This window comes from Nostoc sp. C052 (assembly GCF_013393905.1).
Lineage (GTDB): Bacteria > Cyanobacteriota > Cyanobacteriia > Cyanobacteriales > Nostocaceae > Nostoc.
In genome coordinates this window covers 2958872-2981692 of sequence record NZ_CP040272.1, presented here as the reverse complement: position 1 = coordinate 2981692, position 22821 = coordinate 2958872, and the positions used below count along the sequence as shown (strand labels likewise).

General features: G+C 40.6%; 11 protein-coding genes. 6 read left to right on the top strand and 5 right to left on the bottom strand.

What is annotated here, in order from left to right; genetic code table 11:
* Positions 1-218: 218 nt before the first annotated feature.
* Complete coding sequence (locus tag FD723_RS11860; protein ID WP_256875150.1) at positions 219-1022, bottom strand: transposase; 804 nt, start codon at positions 1020-1022, stop codon at positions 219-221.
* 576 nt (positions 1023-1598) lie between these two features.
* Here FD723_RS11860 and FD723_RS11855 point away from each other — a divergent pair.
* From FD723_RS11855 to FD723_RS11845, 3 genes are all read left to right on the top strand, one after another.
* Positions 1599-7553, top strand: coding sequence for an AAA family ATPase (locus FD723_RS11855; protein WP_179065520.1), 5955 nt, complete (start codon positions 1599-1601; stop codon positions 7551-7553).
* A gap of 200 nt (positions 7554-7753) precedes the next feature.
* Positions 7754-9667 (top strand): cache domain-containing protein, encoded by a 1914-nt coding sequence (locus FD723_RS11850; protein ID WP_179065519.1) that lies wholly within the window; start codon positions 7754-7756, stop codon positions 9665-9667.
* Between the two features lie 508 nt (positions 9668-10175).
* Positions 10176-10940: a Uma2 family endonuclease gene (locus FD723_RS11845; RefSeq protein ID WP_179065518.1), complete on the top strand. Its 765-nt coding sequence runs from the start codon at positions 10176-10178 to the stop codon at positions 10938-10940.
* 196 nt (positions 10941-11136) lie between these two features.
* Here FD723_RS11845 and FD723_RS11840 read toward each other — a convergent pair whose 3' ends face one another.
* Positions 11137-12168 (bottom strand): hypothetical protein, encoded by a 1032-nt coding sequence (locus tag FD723_RS11840; protein WP_179065517.1) that lies wholly within the window; start codon positions 12166-12168, stop codon positions 11137-11139.
* Between the two features lie 162 nt (positions 12169-12330).
* On the opposite strand from FD723_RS11840, the gene moaA reads away from it, so the two are divergent.
* A complete protein-coding gene (moaA, locus tag FD723_RS11835; protein ID WP_179065516.1) occupies positions 12331-13317 on the top strand; it encodes a GTP 3',8-cyclase MoaA in 987 nt (328 codons plus the stop codon).
* Positions 13318-13376: 59 nt separating this feature from the next.
* Here moaA and rpsD read toward each other — a convergent pair whose 3' ends face one another.
* Positions 13377-13985 (bottom strand): 30S ribosomal protein S4, encoded by a 609-nt coding sequence (rpsD, locus tag FD723_RS11830; RefSeq protein WP_012408407.1) that lies wholly within the window; start codon positions 13983-13985, stop codon positions 13377-13379.
* A 461-nt stretch (positions 13986-14446) separates the two neighbouring features.
* On the opposite strand from rpsD, the gene FD723_RS11825 reads away from it, so the two are divergent.
* Entirely contained in the window at positions 14447-15103 is a 657-nt protein-coding gene (locus tag FD723_RS11825) for a hypothetical protein (RefSeq protein WP_179065515.1), read from the top strand.
* Positions 15104-15191: 88 nt separating this feature from the next.
* Here FD723_RS11825 and hetR read toward each other — a convergent pair whose 3' ends face one another.
* Positions 15192-16091 carry a heterocyst differentiation master regulator HetR gene (hetR, locus tag FD723_RS11820; protein ID WP_179065514.1) on the bottom strand — a complete coding sequence of 300 codons (900 nt, stop codon included), beginning with the start codon at positions 16089-16091 and terminating at the stop codon, positions 15192-15194.
* A 2171-nt stretch (positions 16092-18262) separates the two neighbouring features.
* On the opposite strand from hetR, the gene FD723_RS11815 reads away from it, so the two are divergent.
* Positions 18263-19930, top strand: a complete 1668-nt coding sequence (locus FD723_RS11815; RefSeq protein ID WP_179063859.1) for an IS1634 family transposase — start codon at positions 18263-18265, stop codon at positions 19928-19930.
* A gap of 399 nt (positions 19931-20329) precedes the next feature.
* Here FD723_RS11815 and FD723_RS11810 read toward each other — a convergent pair whose 3' ends face one another.
* Positions 20330-22666, bottom strand: coding sequence for an EamA family transporter (locus FD723_RS11810; protein ID WP_179065513.1), 2337 nt, complete (start codon positions 22664-22666; stop codon positions 20330-20332).
* Positions 22667-22821 lie beyond the last annotated feature (155 nt).

Here is a 22821-nt window from a genome sequence, read left to right as displayed (position 1 = left end):
TTTTATTATACCCAATTTAAATGCTGAACAGCTTAATCAGGGTTAGAGATAGTTAGAGATAGTTTAGACCAAAAAATATATGCTCCCTTTATTTTGTATAATTGTACAATTATCACTTTTGATTAAGTTGGTAAAACTAAACTACCAATTCTTAATCTAACTAAGCCACAAACAGTAAAAATTATCTGCTCATACACTGTATAATGAAGTCGAAATCGTCAAGAGGCAATGCGGAAAATCTTGATAAGTCGAATTATGTGTTCAATGAAAATCCGATTACTAGAAAAGACTTTATTTTCGGCTTTTTGTTCGGTAGTTAATTCGCCTTTAGGTGGTTTTTTGTGAGGTGTACTAATGTTTTTACCACCTTGATAACCTTTATCACCTTTAAATGATTGTTCAGGAGAAAATCTTTGTTGTTGATTACGAAACAATGAAATATCACTGGTTTGACCCTTTGCTCCTACTACTATATCAACAATATCTTTAGCATCTGGCAGCGAAACAACTTGGCTTTTAAGAGTATGTTGCTTCTTCTTGCCTGAAAAGTATTCTTGTTGCTCTTGATTGTCTGATGGTCTTTCTCTAGGCTGTTCGTAGCTATCAACAATTAATTCAAATTCCCTTAATAGCTCTTGCACCGTTATATAATCACTTTCTTGATTTTCTACCTGTTCTAGTAAACTAGCAGGCAAAACTTCTCGCAAGATTTTTAGCCAATAATGGAAAGTATCATTCGCTTCGGTTTTCGAGATATCGAAGTTCATTCCTAAAATTTCAAATGTAGGCATTTGTCTTAAGTAGAACAGGCTCAGACATATTTCTTCTGCAATTGTTAATTTCGGTTTCCGTCCACCTCCAATGGCGTTAATACGGATTTTCTTTTCTTCTCTTTGAAATTGTTGTTCGTTATACCTGATTTCTGCTTGTTTGACTAACAACAGAAATTGGTCATAGCTAATTCCCAATATTTGCTTAGTACGATGTGGATATTTATGAATATAATGAAGTGGATTTTTCATTATGGTAGACCAACGGTAGACGCTAAAATCTCCGTTCTACCATTTTTTTGTCCCCAAATTTATATTTTGGACAGGTCTATTGGCGGCTCGATTCACAACAGTACAAAAAATTTGAGAGCTTTTGACCTTACCGCCAGTCACGTTTTGACCGTAAATCAAAAGCAGGTTCATTGCCTTGGGGTTTATGGCGGGGGTATTTTGGTTGCGGAAGTGGAGATTCATTCAAATTAACTTTGTTGCTAAATTGAGCCAAGCACTCCTGTATTTGGCGATCGCAAACTGTTATCTGAGTTTGATAAACATCGTTGCACGTTCGTCCTCAAGGTCGTGACTTCTGGGAAAGAGATATTATGCTTATCAGCTTGATAATAGCTTTATCTGGGTTCCACTCGAATTTTATGCAAAAAATTTCGTTGCCAATGCAACCAGCGATTTCGGATGTTACCAATTTTACCGGAAAAATCTGATGTATACGAGGGGCTACGCCTACGCCCAAAAAAAACTGAGTTAGAAAAAGCTGGTTTTTGGGCAGACTACTTTAAATAAATAGCTGATTTCACAAGAGTTGATCGAGTTATGAATAAAGCAGTTGAGCCGATGGACAAGCTTTTTAACTATCGAATTAGTGAGCAACTTTATGCAGGCTCTAGAACCTTGGTTTACCGTGGAATTCGAGAGGCCGATCAACTTCCGGTTGTGATCAAACTGTTTCAGCAGGAGTATCCCACCTTCAACGAACTGCTGCTATTCCGTAATCAGTACACGATCGCTAAAAATATTGATCTACCTGGCATTGTTCGTCCCTACAGTCTGGAACCTTACCGCAACAGCTATGCTTTGGTGATGGAGGATTTTGGCGGCATTTCCCTTAGAGATTGGATGAACAGGGAAATGGGGGACAACCAATATACTTTGACAGAGTTCTTGGATGTTGCGATCGCTCTGAGCAATATTCTTGATGGACTCTATCACCATCGGATTATCCACAAAGATATTAAGCCTGCCAACATCCTCATTAACCCAGAAACCAAGCAAGTCAAGTTAATTGACTTTAGCATTGCTTCTCTTTTACCCAGAGAAACTCAGGAAATTTACAGTCCTAATGTCTTAGAAGGTACTCTCGCTTACCTTTCCCCGGAACAAACCGGGCGGATGAATCGCGGAATTGATTATCGCAGTGATTACTACTCCCTCGGCGTTACTTTCTTTGAACTACTGGCTGGACACCTACCTTTCCAGTCTAACGATCCGATGGAGTTGGTTCACTGTCATATCGCCAAGCAACCGGAGCAATTAGGAGGCAGGGGGCAGGAGGCAGGGGGCAGGGGGCAGGGGGCAGAGGGCGGGAGGGAAGAGGAAATTCCGCAGGTTCTTTGTGACATTGTGATGAAATTGATGGCGAAAAATGCTGAAGACCGCTATCAGAGCGCGTTAGGGCTAAAGTATGATTTAGAAAAATGTTTGGAGCAACTGAAGAACACGGGTAGAATTGAGAGTTTCCCGATTGCCCAAAGGGATATTTGCGATCGCTTCATCATCCCAGAAAAACTCTACGGTCGCCAAGCTGAAGTTCAAAGTTTATTAGATGCTTTCGAGAGAGTCAGTCAGGGAAGCAGTGAAATTATTCTGATAGCAGGCTTCTCTGGGATTGGTAAAACTGCTGTAGTTAACGAAGTCCACAAGCCAATTGTGCGGCAACGGGGTTATTTCATTAAAGGTAAATTTGACCAGTTCCAGCGCAACATTCCCTTCTCTGCTTTTGTACAAGCCTTCCGAGATTTAATTGGGCAACTGCTGACTGAAACTGATGCTCAATTCGAGCAATGGAAATCTAAAATTCTCTCTGCTTTGGGTGAGAATGGACAAGTGATGATTGAGGTGATTCCTGAACTGGAAAGTATGATTGGGAAACAGCCTCCTGCACAGGAACTTTCTGGGAGTGCGGCACAAAATCGCTTCAATTTGCTGTTCTTGAAATTCACTCAAGTCTTTACGGCATCAGAGCATCCATTGGTGATTTTTATTGATGACTTGCAATGGGTAGATGCTGCTTCTTTAAAGTTAATGCACTTGTTAATAAGCGAAGTTGATATCGGCTATCTACTTTTAATTGGTGCTTATCGAGATAATGAAGTCAACCCAGTACATCCGCTAATGCTGACTTTAGAAGAGATTCAGAAGTTAGATGCTACAGTCAATACAATTACTTTAACTCCCCTTGAGCAGATTTCTATCAATCATTTGGTTGCAGATACATTGAGTTGCTCCCTAACGTTAGCTACACCGTTAACAGAGCTAGTATTGAGCAAAACCAAAGGCAATCCTTTTTTCAGTACCCAATTTCTCAAAGCGCTACATCAAGATAAATTAATTACATTTAATTTCGACGGTGGTTATTGGGAATGTGATATTGCTCAGGTGCGATCGCTCGCTTTGACCGATGATGTAGTAGAGTTTATGGCAATTCAACTTCAGAAGTTATCAACCGAAACTCAAGAAGTTTTGAAATTAGCAGCTTGTGTAGGAAACAAATTTGATTTAGCGGCATTAGCGATCGTCTATGAAAAATCAGAGTTAGAGACAGCTACAGATTTTTGGAAAGCTGTGCAAGATGGGTTGATTATTCCTACCAATGAAGTTTACAAGTTCTATCAAGATAATTCCGAATTCAAGATTCGAAATTCAGAATTTCAGCAATACAGTTCTCCTGATTCCTGCTTTTACAAATTTCTCCACGACCGGGTTCAGCAAGCGGCCTATTCTTTAATTCCTGAATCACAAAGACAAGCTACTCATCTAAAAATCGGGCAATTACTGTTAAATAGTACACCAACTGAAGAGGTTGAAGTCAAGATTTTTGATATTGTTAATCAGTTAAATGAGGGAATTCATATAATTGATGAAGAATCCCAAAAATATGAACTAGCTCAACTGAATCTAATTGCTGGGAAAAAAGCCAAAGCTTCTACTGCTTATCGAGCAGCCGTAAAATATTTTACATTAGGCAGAGAATTGCTAATAGAGGAAAGTTGGCTAACTAATTATCAACTAACGTTTGAATTATATCGAGAATCTGCGGAATGTGAATATCTCACTGGCAACTTTAACCAAGCAGAGACATTATTCAATCTTGCTTTAAATCATAGCCAAGATAAGTTTGAAAAAGCAGATATTTATGGAATTCAGATGTACCTGAAAATGACTCAGGGCGAAAATATCGAAGCTGGCTTTAAAGCTGGGCTAAAAGGTTTGAGCATCATGGGAATGCCTTTGCCTATCACTTCTGAAGAACAGCAAGCTGCCATCGAAACTGAACTTCAAGAATTAAAGACTAAACTTCAAACAGTTCAGATAGCAGATTTATTCGATTTGCCTGAGATGACAGATCCAGAGAAGAAGGTCTGTATGGGACTTTTAGCTGATGTATGGGCAGCCGCTTATATGGGAGGAGATCAACATCTCAGTTGCTTGGCTCCTTTATTAATGATCGGTTTGTCGTTGAAATATGGGAATGCAGAAAGCTCTGGTTTTGCTTACTGTCTGTATGGAATGAATTTGGCAAATCAAGGAAACTATCAAACTGCATACCAGTTCGGTACATTAGCACTAAAACTCGATCGTCACTTCAATAGCACCCAATTTATTTTTAAAACGAATAATATCTTTGCACACACGATTAATCCCTATAATCAGCATTTAAAAACAAATTTGCCACTTTCCCAACAATCATTCCAAGTATGTCAAGAAACTGGAAATTTGGTGTTTGGTGTCTGGGCAGTTTCGTTTCTGATTTGGGCGATGTTAATTAAGGGCGATCGCCTCTCAGATGTTTACGCCGAAACTGAAAAATATTTGAGCTATGTGCAGCAGGTAAATGATACAAATATGCTATATGCGTTTACTTTACAGCGGCAGTTTCTACTAAACTTGCAAGATATATCTCAAAGTACCGATTTATTAGATGATTATAATAGCGAAGATATTCCCTACATAGAAGTTTGGAGACAGAAGAATAACTTTGAGCATGGAATTAATTGGTATTGCTTTCTCAAGATCCAATTATCGTACCTTTATGGTCGTTACGAAGATGCTGTGAAAGCGGCAGAAGAAGCTGATAAAACTCTTGCTGCCAACTCTGGCTTTTTTCCAATTATTCAGTATCATTTTTATTATCCACTCAGTTTGGTAGCTCTCTATCCCAATGCAACATTAGAGAAGAAAAAACAGTATTGGGATATTATTCGAGAGCATCAACAAACCCAGAAAAACTGGGCGAATAATTGCCCAAAAAACTTTCTACATCGATATCTATTGTTATCTGCGGAAATAGCAAGAATTTCTGGCAAGTATATGGATGCAATTGAATCATACGATCGCGCCATTGCTAAAGCTAAAGAAAACGAATACCTCAACGAAGAAGCTCTCGCCAATGAACTCGCAGCCAAGTTTTATTTAGAATGGGGTAAAGAACGCATTGCCCAAGAATATTTGATTAATGCTTACTATTGTTACACTCGCTGGGGCGCTAAAACTAAAGTCGATGAACTAGAAGAGCGTTATCCACAATTGCTAGCTCCCATCTTACAACAGACGCGTTCCCGAAGTGACTCTGAAAGAGTATCGCTATTCACCCCCAATGAGACGATCGCAAATGTTAACAGCATTGCTACCTTACACCCAAGCATTAATAAATCAGTAACTTCTAGTAGTAGTGCATCAATAATGCTAGATTTGGCAGCAGTTCTCAAAGCCTCTCAGACTCTTTCTAGTGAAATCGAACTAGATAAATTACTTACGAAGCTGTTGCAAGTGGTGATTGAAAATGCAGGTGCAGAAAAGTGTGCGTTACTACTCCTTAAAGAAGATAGATTGCTAATTGAGGCCACTGCCAAAGTTGGAGAAAAATCAACCGTTCTACAGTCCATTTTTGTAGAAGATAGCGCAGACGTTCCCCATAGCCTAATTTACACCGTTAAACGCAGCCTGCAACCTACCGTCATCATTAATGCAACAGTGCATCCGACGCTAATAGCTGACCCCTACATCATTCGTCAGCAACCCAAAAGCTTGCTGTGTACGCCGATTCTGCATCAAGGCAAACTGTTGGGAATTTTGTATTTAGAAAACAATCTTACTACAGGGGCATTTACGAGCGATCGCGTTGAAATTCTCAATCTGTTATGTACTCAAGCTGCAATCTCCCTAGAAAATGCCCGACTTTATCAGCAAGCACAAGATACTCTCGAAAATCTTGGACAGACTGAACAATGTTTGAGGTTAATTATTGACAATATCCCCCAATCTGTTTTTTGGAAAGACTGCAATAGTGTTTATTTAGGATGTAACCAGAACTTTGCTGAAATTTCGGGTGTAGGAGTGCCAGAAAATGTTATTGGTAAAACAGACTACGATCTTCCCTGGATTCGGGAAAAATCAGATTATTATGTAGGGCGCGATCGCCGCATTCTGGAATCTGGACAAGCTGAACTCAAAATTATTGAAACCATCCAGAAAGTAGATGGAAAACAGACATGGTCGAATACAAATAAAATTCCCCTACGAGATCGAGAAGGAAATATTTTTGGCATTCTTGGCACATCTGAAGACATCACTGAACGCCAGGAAGCACAACAATTGCTGCAAGAACAAAAGCAACAATTAGAACAAGCTTTACAAGAACTCCAAACAATGCAGTTGCAATTGGTGCAAGGTGAAAAAATGTCTGCTCTTGGTAATTTGGTAGCAGGTGTAGCCCATGAAATCAATAATCCTGTGGGCTTCATTGCTGGCAACTTAGAACCAGCCAAAGATTATGTCAAAGATTTGTTTGTGCTAATTAACCTTTATCAAGAGAAATTTCCTAATCCTGGTTCAGATATTCAAGATGAAATTGATGCCATCGATTTGAATTATTTACGCGAAGATTTACCTAAATTGCTAGACTCGATGAAATTGGGTGTTAGCCGTATCCGCAGTATTAGTACCAGTTTGCGAACCTTCTCCCGTGCCGATAAGGATTATAAAGTTCCCTTTGATATTCACGAAGGCATTGACAGCACTATTCTGATTCTCAGACACCGTTTAAAAGCTAACGAAAACCGTCCGGCAATTGAGGTGGTTAGGAATTACGGCAAACTCCCCCTCGTTGAATGCTTTGCTGGACAACTCAATCAGGTGTTTATGAACTTGTTAGCAAATGCCATTGATGCACTTGAACAATACAATTCAGAGCATAGTTTGGAAGCGATTCTCGCTAACCCCAATTGCATCACCATTGAAACTCGTTTAGCAGACTCAGGTCAGTACATTTTGATTAAGATTGCTGATAATGGGGTAGGAATGTCACCAGAGGTTAAACAAAAAGTATTTGACCATTTATTCACCACCAAACCTGTAGGAAAAGGCACTGGATTAGGATTAGCGATCGCTCGTCAAATTGTGGTGGAAGGACATGGCGGTTCACTCTCCTGCACTTCCGAACTTGGAAAGGGTACAGAGTTTGTTATTCAAATCTCTACTCAACAACAATAATGAGTGTTGAGTTTTGAGTAGTTTAGCCAGTACTAAGTACAACATTTCATTAATTTATAGCGAATTAACTTTGGCAAAACTCTGCGTACCTTTGCGTTTAAAAAATTTACAACCTTATGTAAAGCTGTACTAACTAGTTTTTAGTTTAATCAGCACTATTGATTTTTGCCTTTTAAATTTTAACTTGGAATCAAGCAACAATGATAATTAAATTGTGGAAAGTATGGTTGGAAATCATGCCCCAACGGTATGGTAAAACTGACAAGGATTACTACTCATTAAAATACCATTCACGAAGCATAATATTGTTATCAATTGTAGCAATTTTGTCAATTAGTATTAGCGCCACCGCAATCACTAGTTACCAGATTGTTAAGGGATTGTTACTTGATAGTCTTAAAGAGCAAGCACTGTTAAAAACACACCAAGGTCAAAATGATATTGATAGTTGGTTGGCCATTCGGAAAACAGAAATTAAAACTTTGGCAAATTCTACAGTGGTGCGATCGCTAGATTGGTCAGTGATGGAACCTTACTTGCAATCTGAGTTGAAGCGGCTGCAAACGTTTTTGCTCATATCTTTGAGCGCACCAGATGGTGCATTAATTAATACTCAAGGGGGTCGTCCCAATGTTAAAGATCGGGAATTTTTTCAGCGGAGTATGGCGGGTGAAACGGTAGCCGCCGATCCAATTATTGGCCGCACAAGCAATCAGTTACAGATTCAGATTAGTTCCCCAATTCTTGCCAAAACAGGCACAAAGCCAGCAGGTGTGTTGATGGGAGGGATTGAAATTAATCGGGTAGTTGAGGTAATCAGCAATTTACATCAAGGTAAAGGTAGCTATGCCTTTGCACTGAATTCTCAAGGAGTTCCTATCGCTCATCCTGACATACGACTAATCGGTACGCCCGAAAAAACTGCCCAGAGTTTCCTCAATTCACCCAATCCCAGGTTAGTTGAAATTACTCAACAAATGGTAGCTAAACGCACAAATATTAAATTAACTCAATTAGATGGTAAATGGAGCTATGTTGCTTACACTCCCCTCAGAGAGGCAAATTGGTCAGTAGCGTTGATTGTGCCACAAGAAAATATTGAATCGCCATTGCAGGCGTTGAACCTGTTAGCTACGGTTTTGGGAGGATTGCTGGTGGTGGGGTTGATCGGTGCATGGCGACAGGTGCAACTATATGAACAGATTCGCGATCGCGCTTTGATTTCTAGCCAACAGGCGCAGAAACTCAGCAAAACCTTGAAAGAACTGCAAAATACCCAATCTCAACTCATCCAAACCGAAAAAATGTCTAGTCTAGGACAATTGGTTGCTGGGGTGGCACACGAAATTAATAATCCTGCTAATTTTATTCATGCCAACCTCAACCATGCCAATGAATACAGCCAAGGCATTCTCGATTTACTAAAGCTTTATGAGCAAACCTACCCAAATCCTACACCCGAAATTCGCGATCGCGCCCAAGACCTTGATATTGAGTTTCTGGCAGAAGATTTACCTAAGCTAATGGCATCAATGCAAGTAGGAACTAAGCGGATTCGTGAAATTGTGCTATCACTGCGTAATTTCTCGCGCCTCGATGAAGCAGATATGAAATTCGTAGATATTCATGAAGGATTAGACAACACTCTGATGATTCTGAATCGTCGTCTCACAGCCACACCCAATCTACCAGAAATTCAGATAATTAAGAAATACGGTGATTTACCCCTAGTAGAATGTTACGCAGGGAGCCTGAATCAGGTGTTTATGAATGTTCTGGTAAATGCAATCGATGCACTAGAAGAAGCTAGCCAAAAACGGAGTATTGAGGAACTTAAAACTAACCCTAATCAAATTAAAATCCAAACCCAAATTGACAAATCAAGTAATTACGCGATCATTCAAATTTACGATAATGGTATTGGGATATGCGACGATGTGAAGCATCGAGTATTTGACCACATGTTTACTACTAAACCAGTGGGCAAAGGAATCGGATTAGGAATGGCGATCGCTTATCAAATTGTTGTAGATAAACATACAGGAACTATTGAAGTTGATTCTACTCCAGGATATGGCACAGAGTTTACCATCCGTATTCCTTTAACAAGGTAAATTAAACATTACTGATAGAAATATTTTTCCAACTATTCATTTTGGCTAAGTCCTAAACTCATGTTCAGAAACGATATACTTTAATAAAATTGATTTATAAATTTCATCTGCTACAGATAATCCTCGCTACATCAACTCTCTGAGGTGATATGCTTTTAAAACTGCAACAAATCGTTGTCAAACCTGGCTAAACCTTAGCTATTCGCTAACAGTATGAATTCTGTACTACTGGGTAATGAATATTGGTTTAAAATCGTACAACTCTAAGAGACGCTACCGCGTAGCAAGATCCCCGTAGGGGTACGTCCCGCTATGCGCTTTCGCCCCTTGTGGGCGAAACTAGGATTGAATTTTAAACAACAAGTTAAAACTGTATCCCTTGATAGCTAGAGTATTCTGAATTCTGAATTCTGACTCCTGAATTCTTCTTCATCTATACGCCTTAATTCAGGAAGCTCTCGGCAGATTATGATAGAAATCTAAGGCTTTCTGAGAAAGGCGATCGCTCATGACTACTGAGACAAATCCAGCAGCCATTGTGGACTGGGAACCCCCCATGCCACCTACAGATTTAATTTTTGATGATGGTGAACCCTTGGAATCAAATCGCCACCGCATTGCTATGAATGTGTTGATTCGGTCATTGCAACAAGCTTGGGCTGACCGCAATGATTTCTTCACTGGGGGCAATATGTTTATTTACTACAGCAGTACCCAAGTTCGTAACCGTGATTTCCGAGGCCCAGATTTCTTTGCAGTGCTAAACGTTGACGGCAATAACTCAAGACAAGGCTGGGTAGTCTGGGAAGAAAATGGTCGTTATCCTGATGTCATCGTAGAATTAATGTCACCATCTACGGCAGCAATAGACAAGGGTATTAAGAAAAATCTTTACGAACAAACTTTCCGTACCTCAGATTATTTTGTTTACGATCCCTTTGATCCTATTTCTTTGCAAGGGTGGCATTTAGATGATAATCAGCAATATCAGCCTTTGACCCCAAACGATCGCGGATGGCTATGGTCTAAGCGTTTAGGTTTATGGTTGGGGACAATTGAGGGAACAATAGATAGAGAAACGGCAATATGGTTGCGGTTTTACGATGTGGCTGGCAATTTGGTTTTGTTACCAGAAGAAGCTGCAATTGCACAGGCACAAGCCGCAGCTATACAGGTAGAAGCCGCAGTTGCACAGGCAGAAGCAGCAGTTGCACAGGCGGCTCGTTTAGCGGCTAGATTAAGAGAACTAGGGGAAAATCCAGATATCTTATGAAGAGTGATGAGTGACGAGTGTTGAGTGCTGATTTGAAAGACCGCCCACAAGGGGCGGGGCAAAACCCAAGTGCGAAAGTACTGAGTACTCCTCTTCTTACTCAGCACGGGCTAAATGCCCCGCTACCGCTAACAGCACTGAGTATAGTAAAGACAGCGATTCATCACGTCTCTTGTCTTAACCGATCAGTATTGCCCTAACTCGTCTCCTGAATTTGCAAACGAATAGTGTGTTCAGTCGCACCACTAAGTTGCAATTCCATAATTTCACCACCCAGAGGTTCCAAGCAAGTGAGGAGCGATCGCAAGTTGGGTGTACTTGCGCCAGTATCTACATATAATCGATCTGCTAAATTCCCGATGCGTTTCCAAGTCATGTACAATTTAGCGATCGTTTGTTCAATTTGGGATGCTTGATTTACCAAATCAGCAGCAATGCTCAAACAGCCGACTCTTTGCGCTTCTTCTAAGGCTGTTTCAATATCAACATCTTCCTTCGTCAGCGCTTGAACTTGAGCCGCCCCTTTGAGATATTTCGCCAAGTTACGCGCTTCGGTAGTTACCTGTTTCAAGGTATCTACATCAGGATTGGCAGCTATTTCCTTTTGAATAAACTTTTGATGCGATTCTGGCAGTTTTTCCATTTCCTTCACCAGAGGGGCGATGTAGCGCGGGGGAAGGGTGTTATCTGCGGCTTTTTCTTTAACTGCTTCTGGTAATAAATCTGAGGACATGGCTGTCCATTCATCGCTGAGTTGACGGACTTCGCGCCTAGTGATGCGATCGCCTTTTTGGGCGGCTTCACTCACCATCTGTTGCACTTCTGGCACTGCTTTGGAGGTTTCAACAAATGCCCGTTTGCTGAAATTGTTCACAGAACCGGGGTCAAGTTTACCGTCTTCAATCAGAGTATCGGCACTATTCGCCAATTGAATCCAGGAGTATGCTTGACTTTTGCTGATTTCCCGCTCTTTTAGCCATCGCAGAAAGCCAGTACCGCGTCCGTCACCACCTACTTTTTCTCTGTCGCGGATCGCCCGTAAAATTCGCCCCCGCCAGATTTCAGTTTGCAAATCAAAGCGATCGCACACCTGCCAAGCTATTTCTAGCTGCTGTTGAAAATCTGACTCTAGAATCTGTTCATCTTCTGGATCGGGCAGTTCAAAGCTGATATCGGCTGGCTGTAGTAGAGCAGCAGCAAGGTCGTTGATGGAGTCGGTATCTTGCACGATTGATGACTAACTAGTGGATGCGATCGGCTTATTATGCCACAATCTGTGGACTCCCACTTAAGGGGGAGTACGGTATTTTGAGTTACAACAAATATAGTAAGAAGGGGTAAACCACCTTTGTAAAGTCTTTAATTAATCAGAGACAATAAAAATAAAACGATGAACCAGGTAGATTACCTCCGCATTAGCTTAATCGATCGCTGCAATTTTCGTTGTCAGTACTGTATGCCAGAGGGAGTAGAACTGGACTATATTCTTAAGCAACAGCTGTTAACTGATGAGGAACTACTCACCTTAATTCAAGAAGTATTTATTCCAGTCGGCTTTACCCGATTTCGTTTGACTGGGGGTGAACCCTTATTGCGTCCGCGGGTGGTGGATTTAGTCGGTGCGATCGCAACTCTCCCCCAAACTCAAGATATCTCAATGACTACCAACGGTTTTTTGCTGGCTCCGATGGCACAAAACCTCTACAATGCTGGTTTGCGACGAATTAATATTAGTCTGGACTCTCTTGATCCCGACATTTTTGATCAAATTATTGGTAATCAGGGGCGTTCTCGTTGGCAGCAAGTTTGGCAGGGAATTCAAGCTGCCCATCAAGTCGGATTCGACCCCTTAAAGCTGAATGTGGTGGTGATTCCTGGCGTTAATGACCACGAAGTTCTCGATTTAGCCGCCCTGACAATTGATAAACAGTGGCATGTTCGATTTATTGAGTTTATGCCTATTGGTAATATGCATTTATTTGGCGATCGCGGTTGGGTATCTTCAGCCGATTTACGAGAACGCATTCGCGATCGCTGGGGCTTGACAGAATCTCAAGTTCGTGGTGCTGGTCCTGCTGATGTCTTTCAAATTCCCGGTGCGAAGGGGACACTAGGATTTATTAGTCAGATGTCAGAATGTTTTTGCGATCGTTGTAATCGGATGCGCCTGAGTGCAGATGGCTGGCTGCGTCCCTGTTTATTAAATGAAACTGGTCAAATAGATTTAAAAACTGCCCTACGTTCTGGTGTCAGCACAGCTCAATTACAAGAACAGGTCAGACATTTACTCGGAATCAAGTCAGAAATTAACTTTAAAGGGCGCGATTCTGGTGTTACAGGTACATATACTCGCACCATGTCGCAAATTGGCGGTTAGTCATTGGTCATTTGTCCTTTGCAAATAACTAGGGACAAATGACTAAGGACAAATGACTATTACGCTTGTCGTGAGTAGTATTCCACCACAAGTAGTTCATTAACTTGTAGTGCCACCCATTCGCGCTCAATAACGCTGTTGACTTTACCAACCAACTTATTTTTGTCAAACTCCAAATGACTGGGGAGGTTTGCCAAACCGGGATATTGCAAGTTAGCTTCCACCAACTTCCGGGATTGTGCCCGATCCCTAACTGCAATTACTTCACCAGGACGGCATTGGTAGCTGGCAATATTCACCACACGACCGTTAACAGTTACGTGACCGTGATTTACCAGTTGACGAGCCGCTGGGATAGTCGGGGCTATACCCAAGCGGAAAACGGTATTATCCAAGCGCATTTCTAGCAATTGCAGTAGCACTTGTCCGGTAGAACCAGTAACCCGTCTGGCTTTCCGTACATAGCGGAGCAATTGCTTTTCAGTCAAACCGTAGTTGAAGCGGAGCTTTTGCTTTTCTTCTAGACGGATGGCATACTCAGAGCGTTTTTTACGGTTCTGACCATGCTGACCAGGTGGGTAAGCGCGTCTGGCGCTTTTACGAGTTAATCCTGGTAAGTCGCCCAAGCGACGGACAATTCTGAGGCGTGGCCCTCTATATCGGGACATGAGTTTCCTTAATCTAATCCTGTTTAAACTTTACTCAGACATTCCATTTTGACATTCCACCGATTAAAAATCAGGGGATTCTTGGTTTTTTGAGACTGCTTGCTTTGGTATGACGTATCCTACCAATGTAGAGGCATCTTTTTTTGCCAGTTGTTTAATTCGGCAAAGCCGACGTACTAGCTTCCAAGCTTGAATTCCGACGTGCCCCGCCGTATTCTTGCCAATAAGTTTTTTGTGTTTATTTAGTTTCGTAGGCTACTCAATCATCAGATTGGTTTACGCAGTATTCTTACTCTGAAATACTTTTTACGTTGCCTACTTATCTTTCAAACAGTTATATTAACACAACTTTCGACATGATTAATTATATCTATAACTTTACTACCGCCGAAATTCTTGGATTACAGAGGATTTTTAAGAGATTTGAGTTAGCATAACTTTGGGTGTTTGGAGAATTGGCAATGTCAATGAGCAAAAAAGTGGTTAATAAAGCTAAGAACAAACAAAGCAATTCCACCTCTAGGATTTTAATAGTACCAGTTTTGGCTGTAGCTGGATGGTTGACAACAATCTTGCCTAATGTGGCTGTTGCTGCCTCTTACACTAATGATTATAGTGTCTGTGCCGCTGGACTTTTAAGCGTGGGTGTCACGGCAGAAGCGGCATCCCCAGCTTGTGCAAAGGCACTGCGCCCCAGGGATTTGGCTGCTTGCGTGGTTAAGATTGAGAAGCAGACCCAAATTGCCGCAACAGATGCGCTTTCTTCTTGTGGAAAGGCCCGCCGTCCTGAGGAGTTAGCTACTTGTGTAGTCGGTGTTAGCTCAATTACTAAAGAAGCAGTTAATCCAGAAGCTTTAAATTACTGTGGTCGTAGTTTGTTGCCTGTGCGTTTTGGTCAGTGCGTAGTTGGGTTGCGTAGTAAAATCGACCTTCCCCCTACTCAGGTGTTAGATACTTGTATCGATGCTAGTGACAGCGTTCTTGGCGCTTCATCTTCATCTACACCTCCGACTCTCAGTCCTGCGGGATCAAGTCCGAGTATCGAGACTACACCATTTCCAACGCAACCAGTTGTGCCAACGCAACCAGTTGTACCAACGCAGCCGCGCACTAATTAAATTACAGTCTTTTGTAATTGATTGAGGCGATACTAAACAAGGGGCTTAAGCCCCTTGTTAAAGACAGATAAATTTCCGCTACATTGCACTAGTCTTCTCTTTCGCCAAAAACTGTTTGTAAAATGACTGCAATACCGCCATCTTGGTGGTATTTATCTGCCCAGGCACGGATAACTTCATCTAATTCTTCCATAGCCTGCTCCATTTTTTCTGGGAGGATATCAAGTTCTTCCAGTAAGCGCATGGCGTTTCGTTGCCGTTCTGCCCAATTTTTCATCATCCGAAAATACCGAGCGGTATCTTCTACCAGGATGTTAGTGCGTTCTTGATCGTCTGCTGGGGTGTAAGAAAGACGGGTAAGTGCGTAGAAGGGCATTCCCCAAGGAGAATCAATGCGCGTTACTGTTCCTGAGTAAAGCAGACGGCGCTTGATATGCTCACCCAAAGCTTCACTTAGAGGCATTTGGTGTTCGAGTGGTAAGTCTTCTTGCGATCGCTTGTGCAAAAACTCGATCAAATCCAGAAACTCAAAGGAGCTAACTAATTGGGCATCAGGTAGATTACTTGGTAGTTTCTGCTCTATCTGTCTTTTTTCTTCGCTTGTCAGACTGCTACCAGGAACGCGCGATCGCCCCGGTTGCCAAGGATATTTTTCTAGCCAGACATAAGGCAATTGGATTAGATAGCGGGGTTCATCAGAACCCAGCATTTTTAACAGCTTGCCTTCTGTTAATGCCTGTCTGACTTCTTCTACAATAATTTTTACTCGTTTCGGCTCTAAGTGATGCAGATGCCCTGTCATTCGCAGGTTTTGTCCCTGCTCTAGATAGGTCATGTAAATTGCACACTTTGCTGCTGTTGCGGCTGCGTCTAAAAATGCCCCATGCCTGTGCCCACTCGTCCGCATGGCACTAAAAGCCAGATAAAGCATGATCTGATCCATCGCACTGGGGCCAAGACGTTTGATCAGATCTATGTCGTTACTCATATTACAGACAATTGAATAGCACGTTTACAAATTTTTAATCGAGTGAAAATAGGTAGTATACACCTGGCTGAAGGCTGTCTTTACTTCAGATTATATTAGTATGCGATAACGATGATATCGGTGGTAGCACAAACTACAATTTTCGCATATTTTCTGGTACAAAAGCAGATTCGGTAGTTGTGACTATAACTGTCTCTGCATCTAACCGGAAAATTACAGATACCATCAAATCAAGCTTAACGGCGGTTTATCTCCCAAAAGTCAACTATGTTGCAATTAATCTACAAAGCTTTTCAGTTTTCTGGATTTTTTTCGTCTTTTAAGAGTAACAATCTCAAGCAGCTTACACCTAATTATGGCACTATGCCGACTCGGAGTAAAAACTAGTTTGTGCAGTTTATCTGGGATATCTGTTACTAGTAAAAGATGGATTTTTCAGCTTTGGCGAATTATTTGTAGTACACAGGTTACTAGAAATAATTGGGAGTAGTCTAAAAATAAATCGCTTACCAGGTGTAGCCATATTTAGAGGTTGAGCCACATAGCTCTTTGTGAACTATCATACCGTTCACAACCTCCAGTGATGTCTCGGCATTACCAGCCGTTGGCTTGAGGGAAAATAATAGACATCAAGTAGAGCAAATAATTCCAATTTCAAAATACCTGTTGTTTTTCAAATATTGTTCCTCATCATATCACTGTTTTTTGCTTTCGGAATAAAATCATGTGTTCTTGATTTCATAAATGAATGACGCTATTTAAATACTTTCTATTGTGACTAAATCAAGGTTTGATGATATTTTCATTTCTCCTCCTAAATTTAAGTCCAATCTATCTTTTTTTACGGGTAATCTGACACATAAAGCTGCGATTAATTTCGACTAAATCGCGTAGCTACAAGGCTTTGTTGCTCGTGCTAGGAACCGAAAGATTAGTTACTAGTCATATATATAATAAAACATCTTGGATTCCATAAGATGATTATTTAGAGACTTTTTTTCAATGAATTTATATTTTTTTCATGAAAGAATTTTAAATTTTCATGATTTAACTAATTCATTGCCTATTTTCAATTATGTTTTTACCTCGCTATTTTATATATTTGAGAGACTTGAATTACGTAGATAGTTTGTTGCTAAAAAAGCAGGATAAGCTTTTTCTAGAGTATTTGGGCGATACTTACGGTGGGCTACGCCTACGGAGACCGCATTAACTAGTAAAGAACGACAGAAATAAAGATACCATTTCACCAAACACAAGAGCATAGAAATGAGAAAATTTTAATTCCGCATTACTTGCAGGGGTTTTTGTGGTATGAAAATACTGGTTGTTTCAATGGCATCTCCAGGTTGAAAAAACAGTTCACTTTAAACATTTCTGCTACTTCTGGATTTCCTAGTTCCAAAATGCGATCAATGGTGTTGACTCCTTGCAAATCTCCTCTCTGAGCAAGTACTCGTACTCAATAGCTGGAGTCAGTACTACTCATACTGCTTACATATACGTGTTTTCCCTACCTGTATCAGGCTAAATTCCTAAAAATTTATTACAAGTCAAGTTATTCTGATTACTGCTCACTTATCTATAGGACTTACGCAAACAATAGCCGAAAAGATTGCTTTGATAGTAGAGACAATATCCTGTAGGAAGCTACTTTGCGTCTACAGGATATTGTCTCTACAGATGTAATTTTTGTAATACAATTCGGATAAACCCAACAATCTCTCTTTTGATCTGGGGAAAGGTTAAAGGGGAAGGGGTAAGGGTTTGAATTTACCTTTACCCCTTCCCCTTTCTCCCAAAACCCGAAAAGTATTTCCCCAAACCCAATTCCGAGTTAAAAATACACAAAGCGAGCAGTATTGGGGTGGATCTTGCCGACCTTATCTGGGCGCTCATGTTGCTCATCCCACAAGAGTTAATTGGATATTTTTTATTTGTCAGTCCCTAAGTTTTATCTGCACCCATACAGCCCACATTCCGCACCTAAAACTGGCACACAGAGAAAGCAGTAAGTAAATTAAAACTACTGGTAGAAATTGAGACAAGAAAAACCCAGAAGTAAAGTTAATAGCCAGAATCAGGGTAAAAGTCAAAAAATAAATAAAATTAGCACTCTATAAGCTTCCATCATGAAAAGCTAAAAATAGTTGATGGGATATAGTGTGAAAATGAATTCGCCTTTGAGCATTGAAGTAAAAAATTTAAATCACCTGGGGATAGTAGCAGGAATTATTGATGAAATAGGGTTGGTAGACCAAATAAATAAAATACTTGGACAGCACCCGCAGTCTAAAGTGAGTGCGGGTCAGGCGGTCAAAGCAATGATACTAAACGGGTTAGGGTTTGTATCTGGAACATTATATATGTTTCCTAAATATATGGATAGCTATGCCTGTGAACACTTGATAGGAGAAGGAGTATTACCAGAACATTTAAATGACGACAGACTAGGAAGAGTATTAGACCAATTATATTTAAAAGGATTAAGTGGAATCTTCACTTTAATAGCGTTAGCAGCAGTAAAAAAATATGGAGTAGATTTATCATCGCTACACTTAGATTCTTCTTCATTGCATCTGCACGGAGAATATAAAACTGGTTTACCCGAAGTAGCCTTTGAAAGAAATGCTCCCACAGAAAATGAAGATAAGCTCCTAGAGTTAGCACCACAACCAATAAATATAACTTATGGTTATTCAAGAGATCATAGACCAGACTTAAAACAATTTATTCTAGAGTTAATTTGTAGCAGTGATGGGGATATTCCCATCTTTTTAAAAGCAGCGTCAGGAAATCAATCAGATACGAAAACCTTTGCGAAAACTCTCGTGAATTTTCGAGAAAATATTGATATAGATGCGTTAATGGTAGCAGACAGCGCATTATATAGTGCCGAAAACCTGAATTTGATGAAAAGCCTCAAATGGTTATGCAGAGTTCCATTGACAGTGGGGTTAGCCAAGCAAATACTATTAGGAATAGACTCCAAAGATTTAATCCAAAGTGAAATAACAGGTTATTCATATATAGTCAAGTCTAGTAACTATGCCGGGATCGAGCAAAGATGGCTGATAGTTGAAAGCCAAGAACGGAAAAAAGCAGATTCTAAACAGCTGATGCGCCGTGTTCAGCAAGCCCAAATAAATGCTCATCAAAAGCTCACAAAATTATGTAATGAAGAATTTGCTTGTCATCGAGATGCCAAGAAAGCTGCATTACATCTATCAGAGCAATTAAAATATCATTGTTTGGCTGAAATTAAAATATCTAAGAAACAGTTAAAACCTCAAGGTAAAAACAAAAACAACAATCAGAATGACTGGAAATATTACTATCAGATATCCGCGCAATTAGAGCAAGATAAAGCAGCAATTGAACTTGAAAATCGCGCTTCGGGAAAATTTATTTTAGCAACTAATATTATTGATGAATCCCAATTAAGCCACACTGACATGATTAAGGAATATAAAGCTCAACAATCATGTGAAAGAGGCTTTGCTTTCTTAAAAGACCCTTTATTCTTAACAGATAGCATATTTATTAAGTCACCGGAGCGCATTGAAGCTTTATCAATGATTATGGGGTTATGTTTGTTGGTTTATACTTTAGGACAACGACAGTTACGTGGAATTTTATTAGCTCAAAACCAGGAAATAAAAAATCAATTAGGTAAACCAACAGACCGCCCCACTCTCAGGTGGATATTTCAATGTTTCCAAGGTATTCATTTATTAATTGTTAATAGTGTTTCACAAATATCAAACCTCTCTGATGAAAGATTATGGATATTACAATTTTTTCCTAGTACTTGTCGTCGCTACTATTTATTAGTTTGATTATTATTTTAATTAAGCTTTACTTTTACTAATTTTTGCAAGAGTTACTCACTCTATGTTTAGTAACTCTACGTTTTAGTGCAGCATTTTTTATACCGATTCTTTATTTTCGCAAACTCTGGTTTGATTTTTAAATTTCCATCTCTCCAATTTTGGTTTTAAATCAAAAACTAACCCCACAATTCTTTGCTATTTCTTTTGTGACAGTTCCGGGTGCGGAATGTGGGATACAGGATTCCGAATAATCATTGGTGAAAACTTAAATCCCCGACTTCTCGAAGAAGTCGGGGATATTTGATTTATAAAACTTACAAGTGGACGCATTAGCTTCAAAACCGATCCTGAGTGAATGGGAGGTGAAGTAGCTCCCATCACACTTAAGCTGATTAAACTCGCCATTTAATTCGTGGAATTAGAGGGTTTAACCTGATTTCGCATTGTTTCAAAGCTGAAAGCCGCTGCGCCAAAGGTTACAAATAACACTCCCAGAATTTGCACAATATCCAAATTTTCTTGAATGATTAACCCAGCTAAAATCACGGTTAAAACTGGGATGCTACCACCGATGAGCGCCGATCGCGAGGCTCCTAGTTTACCAATACCAATATTGTTGAGCAAATAGCCGGCAAGAGTTAGCACACCCAAAATAAACGCGCTTAAAACTAGTTCCAGCATTTTAGTGGGGTCAACTACTACCAAGTTCCAATTGCTTGGTAAGGGTAGCATCAAGCAGATAAAGCTCAATAACAACATGGTAGTGAAGTTAATTAAAGTAAAAGTCACGGGATGGAGTTTGCTGGCACAGACTCGCGTCAAAATTATGTAGGCAGCAAAAGCCACACCCGAAATAATGGCGGTGCTGCTACCCATTGAACTATTACCGATACCGATGCTGGGAGAACCCGCTAAAACCAACAATTCGCCGCAGCAAATTGCCGCGATCGCCGCGATGCGGAATAGAGTGGGGCGATCGCGAAACAGAAACCACGACAATAAACCACTAACCATCGGATAGATAAAGAACAGTGCGATCGCCATTCCGGTGGGTACTTGAGCGATCGCAATGTAGATTAGCACCTGAGATAAAAACAAAAAGCATCCACTCACAATGGACAATATCAAAATCTGCTTGGTAGCTGCATTAGCAGGCGTAGGATTGCCTCGGACTGAAGCGGCCAAGTTTTCCAAGTCTTGCCACAATCTTGGGTGCAACATCGGAGACAAAAGTACCATCAGTGGTACGACTACCATAAACCGGAGCGTCAAAATTAACAGAGTATTGCCCAAAGTCGGCGGTAGTAACTGCTCTACTTCTAATACCCCAAAAATCTGGGAACCTTCGTGGAAAATCACCTTGATGGCTACGTTGTAAAGCGACGATACCACTACCGATGAGACAATTAACAAGAAACCGATTTGCAGTGTTGATAAGCCAGAGGAATTAGGCGATCGCGATTGTGGGGGTTTTTCTTCTGGCGGTGGTTCTAGCGCAGTAGTTGATGAGGATTTAGCTTTGCTCTGCGATTCGTTCTTGCGAAGGACAGAAATTGGTTCAGTAATATTTAGCTTTTGCGAAGGCCGAATTATTCTCGGCTGTAGCACAGATGCGAGCGGAGGCACTGGTGGCGTTTCGTTTTCTGGCAATTCCTGATTGAGGACAGAAATGGGTTCGTTAGCATTGTCTTGTGGTGGTGGAACTACAGCAGCAGTAGATTCTGATGTCGTTTCACTTTCTGACAAATCCTTACTAGGTACAGAAATTGGATTTGCAACCTTTTCTGTAATAGACAGCGGTTCTGACGTTGTTTCGTTTTGCGACAAATCCTTGCTGAGTACAGAAATTGGATTTGCAACCTTTTCTGTAATAGACAGCGGTTCTGATGTTGTTTCGTTTTGCGACAAATCCTTGCTGAGTACAGAAATTGGATTTGCAACCTTTTCTGTAATAGACAGAGGTTCTGATGTCGTTTCCCTTGGTGAAAATTGATTGGGAATCGGGGAAATTGGCTCAAGAGAATTTCTTACTACTTCCTCAAACTCTGGCAGTGATGTTTCAACAGAACTGTTTTTTTCTGGTTCCGTAAACTGCAAAACAGTAGGTATACCTCCTGTTGCTGGTTTACGTGAAGTTTCTTCTATAGTTTTTTCTAGTTCTCCATGCAGGCGATTAACAAACTCCGTTAAAATGGTTTCCCCTTGCTGCTGCTGGCTATACATCCGTGACAACTGCTGGGAAAGATTACTTTGATAGTTCTTCAATTCCTGTTGTAGCGAATTAAAGGTAACAGTAACGGTGTCATCCAAACTGTCAAACATGTGTTCGACTTTTGCATTAATTTCACCTACTACATTGCTGCTCACTTCAGCAGACTTCAGCGCAGCTTGTTCGTAAGATTTGCCCTCTATGTTTTGGCTAGCTAAAGTTGCCAGAGAGGATTGCAGTTGTGATGATATGTGCTTTGCCAGAACTTCTGCCAGTTGCCGAATTAATACTTGCTGCTCAGTGATTTGGCGCACTTGTTGTAAATGCTCTTTTTCCTCTACCAAGCTTTGAATTTCATCAGATAACCGATTTTTTTCTGACTGAAGCCGCTTTACGTCTTCCTGCAAGCCTCTGAGGACATTCTGCTGAAGATTTTCTAAGTCTTCAACTACAGCCCAAAGCGCATTTTCTGCTGCTCTGGATAGCTCACCTCTGATTCTTGGGTTTTCTGGTTGCTTCTCGAATCGCCCCATTAGCTTCTAACCTCTAACACCTTGACGATAAAGCTGCTTTCGGTACACTTTATTGGCGGTCATCCTAATTTCCTGTATTTTGTCAGATAAATTAAAAATTTTAACAGCACTTCCGCATTTCAACGCAATTCTGTCATACTAGACACAAGTTAGCA

Coding starts and splice junctions, on each gene's coding strand:
- FD723_RS11860 (WP_256875150.1), bottom strand. CDS start 1,022: ATGAAAAATCCACTTCATTATATTCATAAATATCCACATCGTACTAAG.
- FD723_RS11855 (WP_179065520.1), top strand. CDS start 1,599: ATGAATAAAGCAGTTGAGCCGATGGACAAGCTTTTTAACTATCGAATT.
- FD723_RS11850 (WP_179065519.1), top strand. CDS start 7,754: ATGATAATTAAATTGTGGAAAGTATGGTTGGAAATCATGCCCCAACGG.
- FD723_RS11845 (WP_179065518.1), top strand. CDS start 10,176: ATGACTACTGAGACAAATCCAGCAGCCATTGTGGACTGGGAACCCCCC.
- moaA (WP_179065516.1), top strand. CDS start 12,331: ATGAACCAGGTAGATTACCTCCGCATTAGCTTAATCGATCGCTGCAAT.
- rpsD (WP_012408407.1), bottom strand. CDS start 13,985: ATGTCCCGATATAGAGGGCCACGCCTCAGAATTGTCCGTCGCTTGGGC.
- FD723_RS11825 (WP_179065515.1), top strand. CDS start 14,447: ATGTCAATGAGCAAAAAAGTGGTTAATAAAGCTAAGAACAAACAAAGC.
- hetR (WP_179065514.1), bottom strand. CDS start 16,091: ATGAGTAACGACATAGATCTGATCAAACGTCTTGGCCCCAGTGCGATG.
- FD723_RS11815 (WP_179063859.1), top strand. CDS start 18,263: ATGAATTCGCCTTTGAGCATTGAAGTAAAAAATTTAAATCACCTGGGG.
- FD723_RS11810 (WP_179065513.1), bottom strand. CDS start 22,666: ATGGGGCGATTCGAGAAGCAACCAGAAAACCCAAGAATCAGAGGTGAG.